This window comes from Actinobacillus delphinicola (assembly GCF_900638385.1).
GTDB lineage: Bacteria > Pseudomonadota > Gammaproteobacteria > Enterobacterales > Pasteurellaceae > Actinobacillus_C > Actinobacillus_C delphinicola.
On record NZ_LR134510.1, the window covers coordinates 168,152 to 181,801 of the forward strand.

General features: G+C 37.5%; 9 protein-coding genes and 2 CRISPR repeat arrays (1 of these 11 running past the window's edge). Of the genes, 3 read left to right on the forward strand and 6 right to left on the reverse strand.

Translation table 11 applies throughout. The annotated features are described in order from the left end of the window. Nucleotides 1-405: a CRISPR direct-repeat array (repeat unit 36 nt; unit sequence GTTGTAACTCCCTTTCTCATTTTACTGTGTTACAAT); it begins 357 nt to the left of the window's first position. Nucleotides 406-617: 212 nt separating this feature from the next. The 3 genes from cas2 to cas9 form a co-directional block, all read right to left on the reverse strand. After that, nucleotides 618-926 carry a CRISPR-associated endonuclease Cas2 gene (cas2, locus tag EL259_RS00765; protein WP_232019054.1) on the reverse strand — a complete coding sequence of 103 codons (309 nt, stop codon included), beginning with the start codon at nucleotides 924-926 and terminating at the stop codon, nucleotides 618-620. A gap of 13 nt (nucleotides 927-939) precedes the next feature. Next, on the reverse strand, nucleotides 940-1,854 hold the full coding sequence (gene cas1, locus EL259_RS00770) for a type II CRISPR-associated endonuclease Cas1 (RefSeq protein ID WP_126598090.1): 915 nt from the start codon (nucleotides 1,852-1,854) through the stop codon (nucleotides 940-942). Between the two features lie 66 nt (nucleotides 1,855-1,920). Next, nucleotides 1,921-5,142, reverse strand: coding sequence for a type II CRISPR RNA-guided endonuclease Cas9 (gene cas9, locus EL259_RS00775; protein WP_126598092.1), 3,222 nt, complete (start codon nucleotides 5,140-5,142; stop codon nucleotides 1,921-1,923). A 378-nt stretch (nucleotides 5,143-5,520) separates the two neighbouring features. Between cas9 and EL259_RS00780 the strand changes: the two genes are divergently transcribed. Beyond that, the gene (locus EL259_RS00780) at nucleotides 5,521-6,375 is read left to right on the forward strand and encodes a mechanosensitive ion channel family protein (RefSeq protein WP_126598094.1); all 855 of its coding nucleotides are present in this window, start codon (nucleotides 5,521-5,523) and stop codon (nucleotides 6,373-6,375) included. Nucleotides 6,376-6,462: 87 nt separating this feature from the next. Beyond that, nucleotides 6,463-6,762: direct repeats of the CRISPR family, unit length 36 nt; unit sequence GTTGTAACTCCCTTTCTCATTTTGCTGTGTTACAAT. A 211-nt stretch (nucleotides 6,763-6,973) separates the two neighbouring features. Here the strand turns inward: EL259_RS00780 and rlmB are convergent. The 3 genes from rlmB to miaB form a co-directional block, all read right to left on the reverse strand. Beyond that, on the reverse strand, nucleotides 6,974-7,711 hold the full coding sequence (gene rlmB, locus EL259_RS00785) for a 23S rRNA (guanosine(2251)-2'-O)-methyltransferase RlmB (RefSeq protein WP_126598096.1): 738 nt from the start codon (nucleotides 7,709-7,711) through the stop codon (nucleotides 6,974-6,976). Between the two features lie 31 nt (nucleotides 7,712-7,742). Further along, on the reverse strand, nucleotides 7,743-10,187 hold the full coding sequence (rnr, locus tag EL259_RS00790; protein WP_126598098.1) for a ribonuclease R: 2,445 nt from the start codon (nucleotides 10,185-10,187) through the stop codon (nucleotides 7,743-7,745). Nucleotides 10,188-10,322: 135 nt separating this feature from the next. After that, nucleotides 10,323-11,750, reverse strand: coding sequence for a tRNA (N6-isopentenyl adenosine(37)-C2)-methylthiotransferase MiaB (gene miaB, locus EL259_RS00795; RefSeq protein WP_126598100.1), 1,428 nt, complete (start codon nucleotides 11,748-11,750; stop codon nucleotides 10,323-10,325). A 197-nt stretch (nucleotides 11,751-11,947) separates the two neighbouring features. Here miaB and EL259_RS00800 point away from each other — a divergent pair, with 197 nt between their 5' ends. Next, on the forward strand, nucleotides 11,948-12,445 hold the full coding sequence (locus EL259_RS00800; protein ID WP_126598102.1) for a thioredoxin family protein: 498 nt from the start codon (nucleotides 11,948-11,950) through the stop codon (nucleotides 12,443-12,445). A gap of 118 nt (nucleotides 12,446-12,563) precedes the next feature. Beyond that, nucleotides 12,564-13,601, forward strand: a complete 1,038-nt coding sequence (locus tag EL259_RS00805; RefSeq protein WP_197721287.1) for a hypothetical protein — start codon at nucleotides 12,564-12,566, stop codon at nucleotides 13,599-13,601. The last annotated feature ends 49 nt before the right edge of the window (nucleotides 13,602-13,650 follow it).

A 13,650-nucleotide genomic window follows, 5' to 3' on the forward strand; every position in this document is an offset into this window, starting at 1 on the left:
TGTTACAATCTCAATCGTACGAACATTAACCACGCGAACGTTGTAACTCCCTTTCTCATTTTACTGTGTTACAATAGGCAAAACTGCGATAAAGCCTTTTCCGAAGTTGTAACTCCCTTTCTCATTTTACTGTGTTACAATCTGATAAACGGGCACGATAAAGCTCTATTAGTTGTAACTCCCTTTCTCATTTTACTGTGTTACAATTACACGGCATTGTTTTTGTGTACACGCTTGGTTGTAACTCCCTTTCTCATTTTACTGTGTTACAATTTCTAATAGATATTCCGTTTCTGTTTTTGGGTTGTAACTCCCTTTCTCATTTTACTGTGTTACAATTAACAAGCGGGAGAGTGTTTGCCATTGTTGGTTGTAACTCCCTTTCTCATTTTACTGTGTTACAATACCCTTGCAAATAACATATTATTTTCAATGAGTTATAGGCAATTTATTAAATAAAAAATCGCAAAATTTTGGAAATTTCTTCCCGATTTTGCGATTTTTTTTGTAAAAAAACGTCATTACTAAAGATATTTTAGCCTTTCATAAATCATACTTTTACCACTATTTGATGCCTTTTAAAGGATAAAAAATCAGCATTTGATTTATTATTCAGATTAAAAAAGTAGCAGTTGATCGCTAGTTATTTTCTTTTCATTTGGCCGTTTATCACCGACCAAAAGTTGCATCCCTGTATATTGTTTTTCCGTAATCAATAAAACACGCACAGAACCCTCTTTCGGTAATCGCTCTTGAATCCGTTTTAGATGTTTTTCCTGGCTATCCTGGCCTCGCAGAATACGGCTATATACAGAAAATTGCATCATTTGATAATCGTCCTTTTGAAGAAAAATACGAAAACGGTTCGCTGCTTTTCGTTTTGCTCTAGTTGTGACAGGTAAATCGAAGAAAACGAGAAATCGCATAAATGTTATCTCCTTACTCATAACAGTGCTCCTTGAGTGATTGCATTTCGGGTAGTTTTAAGAGCTTTGCATCTTGTTGGCTTAGCGTACTTTTAAATGCACCAACGCAACGATCAATACTTGCTAAAACCGTAAAATGTTGCTCTTCGAAATGCATCTCGTAGTTTAATAATCGTGCGAGCTGGTGCTTGGTATTCGGAGTTAAACCACTGTCTAATTTATTCTCTTGCCAAAGGTGCCATACTTTTAAATCAACTATTGGACGAAAAGGTTCGATAAAGTCATCAGCGAGATTAAAGGGATTCCGCTCATTACAATGGTGTAATCCAAGATAAGGTAACCAACCATATTGAACTAATGCACGAGCAACCGCTGAACGTAATACACTATAAGCATAGTTTAGGTGGGCATTGATGTTATTTTCTGTTCGCCGACAAAAATCTTTACCAAAAGCTTGGCTAAAATAGATCATTGCTGCCTGTGATTCGCACGCAGTGCGATCCCCTGAGCGAACATCTTTAGCTAATTCAAGCAATCTATTTCGTGCAGGAATAAGATTTAATTCCCCTAAGACAAAAGCCTGATTCATAATTTTCTGCTTAACGATACGTGCCCAAATTTGTTTTTTTAATGGCTCACTGGCATTGAGCTGTAATTTAAGTGTTTGCAATGGGCTGCCATATTGCCCTAAAGGGAACCATTGCCCACAGGGTAAATGCTGTTCATCACAGGTAATTAAAGATATTTGATATATGGCAAGTTGTGAAAGTAAAGGGGCGGTAATGACAGTTTCTGGGCTTTCAATAATGATAATAGCGATATCTTCAAGCGGGACAGTAAACTGTTGCCTTTCTTGTGCGATCAAAAGTTGTTGCTGCTTTAAGGAAAGTTTACCGCCTTTTTCCACAATAATGGTTCGCCAGGTCATGCGCCCTCCTATTCTTTTGATTTTATTTACCAAATAAAAACCCAGCACAAGGCTGGGTTATGATGATTAACGGAAATCGCTACGTTTTTCCTTTTTACACGGCGAAATAGTTTTACCGAGAATATCTACATCCAGTTTTTTAACAGCTATCGCGCCTTTAATTCCAAGGCTTTCAATTATGCCATCTTTTATCTGACTGGTATCCCTATCATGTAGGATAAGATCGATACATCCTGATGAACGATTTAATTTATTAAAATATCCTATTATGGTGGGCTTATTCTTACGTAAAACTTCTATCAAATCATTTTTATACATTGAGAACTGAAACTCTGCAGTTTCATCCATATCTTCCCATTCATCCTCTGTTTTTTTCGCAATACACGCTTTCATAGGTAAAATACCTTTTTCAACTTGCCAAGCATAAACAGGAACGAGGAAATATTTCCCTTTTTTAATAAAGACATCTGTACGTACCATATCGCCATTATCTGCGATCGCTTTACCGTCATTAAGTAAAACGCCTGTGTTTTGCTTGTCTTGCAGTTTAATTGATTTTACTTGCTGACCACCTTTTTTATAGAAAGGTTCCGCAAAGGCTTTCGCCCCATCATCATTAAATTCAGTTAAACGTGCTTTTAATGCCTCATAAAGTACAGGCTCACGTTCTTTATTTATCATATTTTCTAGATCTTTTAATTTTAGGCTAGTCAATGGTTTTCGAATAGTGCTGACTTTATCAGTAAGATAATTTTTAGCACCTCGAATCGTCTCTAAGTGCCCTTGTCCTGTTACTTTGCGATTTGGCATCCGCGATACAAAAAGTGGCGTCACAAAATCTGCTAAAATCTCAGCACGATCTGGTACGTTTTCCTGTAATGTATTTTGTGGATTATCACTGAATACACGCGCATTCACATCTTGATAAAAATATTCCCATGGTGTTGGGAAATGGATATAGCTGATTTCTCCGGTACTTTCATCAATCATTTTCCCTTTACGCTCACCAAATAATTGCATTTCACGGCGTTTACTATAATCACTAATACGTTTTTGCATACTCGGCGTTGTACAGGCGATAACAACCGCATCCATCGCATGATGGCGATCGTTTTCTTCACGTACTTTATGTAATCCCCAGCGCGCACGCAGTAATGAAGTAATTTGCCCATTCGTCATGAGAACTCGGCGTTTACCTTGCCCTGTTAATTGCAAATTATCATCAATCCATTGACTTAAGAATTTACTGATATAGCGTGTATCATTTAAGTTACGTTCAATAAAGCCTTTTTCATCAAGAACTTTTGTTAAAATACGTTCCTTTTTCATTGGCGAGAAATGACTATTTAGAACACGTGCAACAAAATCTTGCCAACGATCTGTATGTCCTAACCATTCGTATGGTGTTTTATTCCCTTTATTTTGGTTTTCACCAGCCAGTACAAGAACTTTATTGTTCATACTGTCGTCCCAAGTGCGAGAAAAAGGTAAAGCATGATCAACTTCCACATAACCTTTCTCATTGAGACGGCGTAGATCTAATGGTTTGCCTGAGTATAAACATTTTCCATCTTGTGCCTTGTAAAGGCGCATTTTTAAAATATCTTTCCCTTTTGGGACGCCCCCAAATTCGGGAAAATTTTCACTAAAATCTTTTACTGCTAATTCACGTTCTTTACGATTTTTTTCTTGTTGTTTTTCAATATCCCTGCGGGCTTTATAAGATTTACCCACATCTCGTCCTGTTTCGATATGGACACGCGCTGGCGAGCCATATTTACGAATGATCGCATTAATCACTTTACGAGCTTGGGATAATGCACGGATTACTACGGGGTTAGTGAGTTGATATTTTTGTTCTTCATTTAGAGGCGGCAATAATGTACTGATTTGCCCAAGTTTTTTACCATAATGATCCCCATAAATTGCCGCACACGCTTCATCGTAACGTTTGCCTTGTTCCATATATGGTAAAATTTGGTAGAGTGCTTTGAGGGAAAGATTGATAAATTTATCAAAATTCAACTCCATCATTAAGCTATCTTTAATTTCGCTAGCTAAATCAACGTGTTCGAGTTGTTTGGTAAAATCTTCATCTGTTTTATAAAGCGAGAAAGTCGTACCGATATGATCAAGCAATTTTGCATCTGCTTTCATCAATTCCCACGCTTGCTTATCCACTTTTTCTACCGCTTTACGAATTTGATGATAGGCTTTGGCTTCAAGGAAAGTCCGTCCTTCTACTTTTTTAATTTCTTCTGCGGTTTTCGCACGTCCATATGGTAAACCTTTAAATAGGGTATCTTCAGGTAAATTAAGCGCTTTTTTCACTTGAGTGTAAGTCACTTTGGTTTGTTTATATGCCAATTCGAGTAATTGCTGGCATTCTTCTTGAGTTAAACCACGTTGCCCACCATTGTCTGAAAAGCGTAAATTTAATAATTTACCCAGCATAATAAAACGCTCTGCCGTATAGCTATGTTTAGCGGCTCGATATTCCCCTTTTTCAAAGGTACATTTACCAACCATATTAAGTAGTGCATCACCTGATAAAGCAGGTTTTTGCCACATAAATAAATCGCAGAAAGTATCTTCAAATTCTGTATCGGTAAAAGAATTGCCAAATGCACGTTGTTTTGCAAAAAGCGTATGAATTTCAGCAAGGAGATCAAGACGGTTAAAAGTATGAGAGTAATCACCTGAATGGTTACGCCATTTTCCTTTAAATTCGTTAAGCGCCAGTTCCGCACAGCTTTGGTAAGCTTTTTCATCTAACATTTGATGGTTTTGTGCGACACCTGAAAGCAATTTACCAAGCTCTTTATCTGTTGTTGTCGCCTCACTTTTACGTTGTGATAAATATCCACGGTGTTTTAAAAGATGAAGTAACACGGCGGCCCATTCTTTACGATTTAATTGACGAGTTAAGCCCGCAACACGTAATTCCCAAGTGTCATTCGGTAGCCCTGTTACTTCATTTTTATTAATAAAATCGCTTGCTTCAAGTAACCCAAATTTTTTACAGAGTGCTTTCCCACGTTGCATACGCAAAGCACGACGGTGAATTGAGCGACGTAATGCGCGTTTTTCACGACGTGTCGCATTTAAACTGCTCCCATCTTTTGGATTTTCTGCTGCATCAAAAATTCTTACCCCACAATCCAATAAACCATAAGGTTGCTCTTTTTCATCGACTGCGACACATGCCCAACCGATAGAGGCGATCCCAATATCTAGTCCTAATACATAGGCAGGAATCGATTGTGCTTGTAAAGTGCTGTTCTCCATTTTACTTATCCTTTTGGTATAAATTTTTTCATATAAATTTTTAGAATTATAATACGTTTACAAAAAGTAAGCTATTTTATAGGCGATTTATATCGTTTAAAAATACAATTATTTTGAACATTCCATTGACAGAAACTGCGTAAGTTGTATAATCGCTCCTCGTTGTAATACAAGCAAAATGAGAAACGTTGTTACAATAAGATTCAAAAGAATCGCAATGCACTGCCCCTTGAGATTTTCGGATCACAAGGGGCATCATCTTTCCCGCCTGAGTAAAATCTTCTTTTTAACAAGTTTAACTATTGCACAACTATTTATTTACAAATATAATACCTATGATTGGTTAACTCTTTTTGTTACTTGTGGAGATAATATCTAATGACTAATCTTATTGAAAACATTAAAAACACCGATTTCCATCACATTTTGATGGACTGGGTTGTTCCTTATTCTGTAAAAATTATTCTTGCGATCATTATTTACTATATCGGTCGTAAAGTAATTCGCTTAATCAGCAAATTAATTCGTAAAGGCATGGATAAATCTGGCAGTGATCCAATGCTTTCTAGCTTTGTAATGTCAATTTTTGACTTAATAGGCTTAATCCTTGTTATCATTATTGCACTTGCACAATTAGGTGTTGATACTTCTTCTTTCGTTGCGTTAATCGGTGCTGCGGGCTTAGCAGTAGGTTTATCACTTAAAAACTCTTTACAAAACTTTGCTGCAGGTATCATGATTCTTGTATTTAAACCGTTCCAAAAAGGTCACTTCATTGAAGGTGCTGGCGTTTCTGGTACTGTTGAAGATATCGGTTTAATCATGCTTAAACTTAAAACCCCTGATAACAAAATCGTGATCGTGCCTAACTCAACAATGTTCAGCGGCAATATCACTAACTACTCTATGACTGGTCAACGTCGTGTAGATTTACTTATTGATATCGCTTATAGCGCAAATATCAAAGAAGCACGCGATGTGATTTTAGGTGTACTTGAATCAGAAACACGTTTATTAAAATCACCAGAACCATCAATCGGTGTTAATGCACTTGCAAGCAGCAGCGTACAATTATTCGTACGTGGTTGGGTGAATACTGCTGACTACTTTGCAGTAAAAGCAGATTTATTAGAACGTATCAAAGTAACCCTTGATCAAAATAATATTGAAATTCCATACAATACATTAGACGTAAACCTACGCACTGATGTAAACGTAAAAACTGATAAATAATCAGTTATTACGCCCTATTTTTCGGAAAATTTTATGATATTTGCCACCATTTTTATGGTGGCTTTTTTATTTTTGAAGCAGTAAAGGGGCAATACACCCTTTCTCATTTTGCTGTGTTACAATGAATTTGAAAAGATGGTCGCACAACGTGCGGTTGTAACTCCCTTTCTCATTTTGCTGTGTTACAATGCGGGAGTGACGGAAATCACGAGCTATAACGTTGTAACTCCCTTTCTCATTTTGCTGTGTTACAATTACAACATAATTCAAGATCTAATCAATCGAGTTGTAACTCCCTTTCTCATTTTGCTGTGTTACAATTTCTATTTCTTTAACGATCTGATTTATCAAGTTGTAACTCCCTTTCTCATTTTGCTGTGTTACAATACCCTTGCGAATAACGTATTATTTTCAATGTGTTATTGGTAATCTATTAAATAAAAAATCGTAAAATTTGGAGATTTTCTTTCCGATTTTGCGATTTTTTTGCAAAAAACTTATACGTTTTAGTTCGTGATTGCTTTTAGATTGTGATTTTCTAAATAAAAAGCCCTGTTTAAAAACAGGGCTTTTTTATATGAGGTACAGAAATACTTTATTAAGCCATACGTTGGCGGACGATTTCAAATAAGCATACACCAGTTGCTACGGAAACGTTTAACGAGGAAACACTTCCTGCCATTGGGATACTGATTAATTCATCGCAAGTTTCTCGGGTTAGGCGACGCATACCATCACCTTCTGCCCCCATAACAAGTGCGGTTGCGCCTGTTAATTTAGTTTCATAAAGTGTGCTGGTCGCTTCGCCTGCGGTTCCTACTACCCAAATGTTGTGGCGTTGCTGTAATTCACGAAGGGTGCGTGCTAGGTTTGTTACACGCACTAATGGCATCGTTTCTGCTGCACCACACGCTACCTTGCGAGCGACTGAGGTTAGCTGTGCCGCATTATCTTTTGGTACGATAACGGCTGTTACCCCTGCTGCATCGGCAGTACGTAAGCATGCACCAAGATTATGCGGATCTGTTACGCCATCTAGCACTAGCAATAATGGATTTGCGGTATTTGTAATTAAGGTATCCAAATCATTTTCATTGAGGGGTTTTGCCTCTTGGATTTTAGCAATCACCCCTTGGTGATTTTCCCCCTGTGCTTTTTTATCCAAGGCATCGCGACCACAAAACTGTACAGCGATGCCAAGTTGGCGTAATTGTTGAAGGATAGGATTAAGGCGTTTATCATCACGCCCTTTTAATACATAAACTTCAATTAAACGCTCTGGTGCACGGGTTAAAAATGCTTGTACAGCGTGGATACCATAAATTTGTTCTGCCATTTTTTCTCACTTCTATCAAATTAAATTATCGCTAAGCTTTTTTCGCTCGGCTTTTTTTACTCACTTTTGTACGAGATTTTGATGCTGACTTTTTCGTTGCTCTTACTTTACTCGTACTTTTTTTCTTGTTTGCTTTCGCATTCTTTTTAAAGGCCGCTTGTTGGGTTTCTTTATTTGCTAACTCTTTAAAACGTTTTTTTGCTGTTTTTCCAGAATTACGCACCCCACGTGCACTGTCTAACAATTCAAAGTCAATTTGACGTGCTTCTAAGTTTACACCAATTACTTTGACTTTAACGCGATCACCAAGGCGATATACCATACCTGAATTTTCACCGATAAGGCGTTGAGATGCAGCATCATATTGGTAATATTCGTTACGTAAACTTGAGATATGCACTAACCCATCAATGAACAATTCATCAAGACGAACGAATAATCCGAAACTGGTTACCGACGCAATCACACCCGTATATTCGCCACCAACGTGATCTTGCATAAATTCGCATTTTAACCAATCTGCTACATCACGGGTTGCGTCATCAGCACGACGTTCTGTCATGGAACAATGATCGCCTAGCGCATCCATTTCATCAAAACTGTAATGATAACCGCCAGTGTCGGTCGTTTTACGTTTTAATCCTTTTCCTTTTGCTAACACATATTTAATGCCACGGTGTAAGGTTAAATCTGGATAACGACGAATTGGTGAGGTGAAATGTGCATATTCTTGTAACGCCAATCCAAAGTGTCCTTCATTTTCTGCTGAGTAAATCGCTTGACTTAGAGAGCGTAATAGCATCGTTTGGATTAATTCGTAATCTGGACGATTGCGTGCAGCTTCTAGCAATTCAGCAAAATCTTCTGTTGTTGGATCGTCACCGCCTTGTAAACCTAAACCTAATTCCCCTAGAAATTCACGGAAGGCTTTAAGTTTTTCTTCACTTGGTTTTGCATGCACACGGAATAATGCAGGTTCTTTGTGTTTTTCAACAAAGTTCGCTGCACAAATATTCGCAGCGATCATACATTCTTCAATAATTTTATGCGCATCATTGCGTACGACAGGCTCAATACGCTCAATACGTCCCATTTCATTGAAAATAAATTTACTTTCAATAGTTTCAAAATCGATTGTGCCACGTTGTTCACGTGCAGTTAAAAGGGCTTTATATAAATCGTAAAGATCAGATAAATGTGGCACGAGGTTTGCATAGCGTTCGCATAATTCTTCGTCTTTATCGACAAGAATTTTTGCCACTTTGTTATACGTTAAACGTGCAAACGAATTCATTACGCCTTCATAGAATTTGTAATCTTTAATTTGCCCTTCTTTATCAATCGCCATTTCACAAACCATACAAAGTCGATCGACTTGTGGGTTTAGTGAACATAAGCCATTTGATAACACTTCAGGCAACATTGGCACTACCCGACTTGGGAAATAAACGGAATTTCCTCGATTATGTGCTTCTTTATCTAAAGATGAATTTGGACGAACATAATAACTCACATCTGCAATCGCTACCCATAATCGCCAGCCACCTTTTTCAGCTTGGCAATATACGGCATCATCAAAGTCGCGTGCATCTTCACCATCAATGGTGACTAATGGTAAATTACGTAAATCGGCACGGTTTTGTTTTGCCTCATCAGGGACACTTTCGCCCCATTGCTGGCTTTGTTTTAATACGGCTTTTGGAAATTCGTGTGGAATATCATAACGACGAATGGCGATTTCAGTTTCCATGCCTTTTGCCATATTATCGCCTAGCACTTCGGTAATTTCTCCCACGAGTTGTCCAAAACCTGCATTACGTGATTGCAAACGTACGACAACAACTTGCCCCATGCGAGCATGACGGCGTGCATTATCAGGAATGAGGATATCCCGCTGAATACGGTTATCATCTGGCACGACGTAACCTAAGCCATTTTCTAGGAAAAAACGTCCTACGATTTGTTGTTTACGTTCTTCTAAAACACGGACGATACGCACTTCTTGGCGACCACGTCGATCAAAACCATTTGGCTGAGCTAACACGATATCGCCATGGATAACGCCACGCATTTGGTGGTTAGGAATAAAAAGATCTTTTTTCAATCCATCTACTTGTAAAAAGCCATAACCATCACGGTGACCGATAACTTCACCTTTAATAAGATCTAATTTTTCAGGTAATGCAAAACGTTTGCCTTTTGTGAAAATAACTTGCCCTTCGTTTTCCATTGCACGTAATCGACGACGTAGCCCTTCTTTACGATCTTCGTCATCGATTTGCAAAATATCTAATAATTCTGCACGGGAAATCGGGGCGTTATACTCACGCATAATTTGTAAAATAAATTCTCGACTTGGCACGGGATTTGCATATTTTTGCTGTTCACGTGCAAGATTTGGGTCTATAAGTGCAGCGTCCTTAAATTTTTTAACCGCACTTACGGTTTTTTTATTCTGTTTTTTTACTGTTTTCATTCTGTTAATTCCTTGTGTGTTTAATTTTAATTATTATTTTTATCAAAATAGGATTGCTGGGAAGTACTCACAATATATGGGGGCTTAGTAAAAAAACAACCCTTTTACTTAACGCAAAAGGGTTTATTTTATTGATTATTCAACACGGTATTGTCCGACACCTAAATCGTCTTCTTTTCGCGTTCTTTCCATCACTTCCTGTGGACTTTGTGCAATACGTAAACCCATTTCATCTTCGGTACGTACTACGTCACCACGTAAGGAGTTGGTATAAACATCGGTGATTTTGATATCTACGAATTTACCAATCATGTCTGGTGTACCAACGAAGTTTACGATACGGTTATTTTCGGTACGTCCTGTTAATTCCATGATGTCTTTTTTAGACGGCCCTTCAACTAACACACGTTGTTCTGTTCCCAACATTGCACGGCTAAATTGAGCTGCTTGGTTATTAATGCGTTGTTGTAAAAGATATAAACGTTGTTTTTTCACTTCTTCATCTACGTCATCTGGCATATCCGCTGCTGGCGTACCTGGACGTGCAGAATAGATGAAGCTATAACTCATATCAAAGTTTACTTGTGCGATAAGATTCATCGTATCTTCAAAATCTTGTTCGGTTTCGCCAGGGAAACCTACGATGAAGTCAGAGCTGATTTGAATATTTGGACGCACTTTGCGTAATTTACGAATGATCGATTTATATTCAAGTGCAGTATGACCACGTTTCATTAAGTTTAAGATACGGTCAGAACCTGCTTGTACTGGTAAGTGTAGGAAACTCACAAGTTCTGGGGTATCACGATATACATCAATAATATCATCTGTAAATTCAATCGGATGGCTTGTTGTAAAGCGTAAACGATCAATACCATCAATACTTGCTACTAAACGCAATAATTCTGCAAATGAGCAAATGCCACCATCAAATGTTGCACCACGATACGCATTTACATTTTGTCCAAGTAAGTTTACTTCACGTACACCTTGTGCTGCTAGTTGTGCCACTTCAAATAAAATATCATCTACTGGACGAGAAACTTCTTCACCACGAGTGTAAGGCACGATGCAGTAGGTACAGTATTTGTTACAGCCTTCCATAATAGAAACGAAAGCGGTCGCCCCTTCTGCACGAGGTTCTGGTAAGCGGTCAAATTTTTCGATTTCTGGGAAACTGATATCGATAACAGAACGTGATCCACCACGAATTTGGTTAATCATCTCTGGAAGACGATGTAAAGTTTGTGGTCCAAAAATGACATCAACGTAAGGCGCACGTTGACGAATATGTTCACCTTCTTGTGATGCCACACAACCACCTACACCAATTACTAATTTAGGATTTTGTTTTTTTAATTCTTTCCAACGTCCAAGTTGATGGAAAACTTTCTCTTGTGCTTTTTCACGAATAGAGCAAGTGTTAAGTAATAATACATCGGCTTCTTCTGGATTTTCAGTAAGCTCTAAGCCATGCGTATTTAAAAGGAGATCCGCCATTTTTGAGCTATCATACTCATTCATTTGGCATCCCCATGTTTTAATATGGAGTTTTTGTGTCATTGTTCTTTCATCATTATTAAGTAAATTTTAAGCGAGGTATTTTAGCGGTTTGCAAGCCTTGTGGCTAGTGATTTATTTTTTGCAATCATCACGCCCCATTTTTCCTAAAAATTTATATAAAATTACGTGGCATAGATCACTTTTATTTTTAAATTTTTCGCATAAAATGAAGATATTATTCATTAAATGACAGGAGTATGGCAATGTTTACTTACCAAGACTATCTCAACTTCAATTCCAAAGAGGATGCTGAAAAACAGATCGCCGCTTTTGAAAAAATCCAACTTAGTTATGACACGCTAACGGAATTAGAAAAACTCAAAACTCCGCAAGAATGGATTATCTTGGCAGAACCATTTTGCCCTGATTGTCGTGTTTTCGTCCCTATTATCGAGAAAATGGCTCGTAACAATCCCTTATTAACCCTACGTTATATCCCACGTTACGATTTAGAAAAAGCCCAATTGTTTGATTCATCAGAACAACAAAAAGTAATTGAAGAAACTCATTCGATTCCGAGTGCATTTCTTGTTGGAGAAAAGACAACTGTGATTTATCAAGAATTTCCAAGCCTCGTTAAAGAAAAAATGGATCAATATCCTGAAAATTATCAGATGTTGCGTTATGCCTATAGAGAAGGCGGTTTTACCGATCTTATTGAAAAACAACTTGTTGATTTTCTTCTAAGAAAATAGTTTCTCCCTAATACCGACATCTTTGTGTCGGTATTTTTATGTCTGTACCCACTTTTCTCTAATTATTTTTTATACTAGACTGCTATTCCTTGATCATACTTTGAATAAACAATAACTTATGTCATTCTATAAATTGCTTTTTGTCAGTGCAGGATTATTATGCGTTATACCCACAGGATCAGCATTTACTCTTTCTCTTCCTTTTTTAAAAAAAGAAGCCCAAGATCTTGGTTACACCTTACCTAAACCTTATGGTTTTAATTTCAGCTACATGCATATGCAGCAAGGTATTGCTATTGATAGTATTGGTTTTCAAGGCATACAGCTCACCAAGCAACAATTTACACAAATGGGTATCCCCGCTATTTTTCAAAAACCACTCCAATCAAATTTACAAAAAATTATTGATAGTCAACTCAATCTTTTTCCAGAAAATGGTAAGCAAAAAAGTAATGTTTTTGTTTTCCGTGCCGATGCATGGGTACTGCCGTTTTTAAATTTATATGTCATGGGTGGAAAAATGACGGGAATGTCTTCTTCCAGTGTAACTTTCCAATCTGCCCCCATTCCTTTAAAAGGTATTCCTATTCTTAGCCAAAAATTTGGAGGTTATTATGCAAAAGGACGCCTTGATAATTTTAAATTGAATCTTAAGGGAAATCTGTACGGAGGCGGTGCGATTATCGCAGGGGGATATAAACATATTTTTAGTGTGATAGATTTTAACTATACTAAAAGTAAATTATCCATTATTGATGGCACAATCAAAACATTCGTGATGAGTCCACGTATCGGTTATGACTTTCAACAGGCACTTCCGCTACGTGTATGGATCGGTGGGATGTATCAAGATGTAGAAGAAAATCTCTCGGGTGATCTTGCAAAACTTGGCTTGCCCAATACCATGTCCATGACTTTGTATGATAAGAATAATCAAGTTGCCAAACATTTAAATATTGGGAAGTTAGTTAAAAACGGACAACTGACTATTCCTGCTCCGACTATTGGAAAATTCCATGTAAAACAACATTTGATAGCAAAATGGAACACATTACTTGGTTTCCAATATCAAATTAATCCGAATTTAGGACTCATTGTGGAAGGGGGATTCGGTCGTCGAAAAAGTATTTTAGCTAATTTAGATATTCGCTTTTAAGAAATAAAAATGCGTCTTAGTCTTAGATAAGACGCATTTTAAAATATTC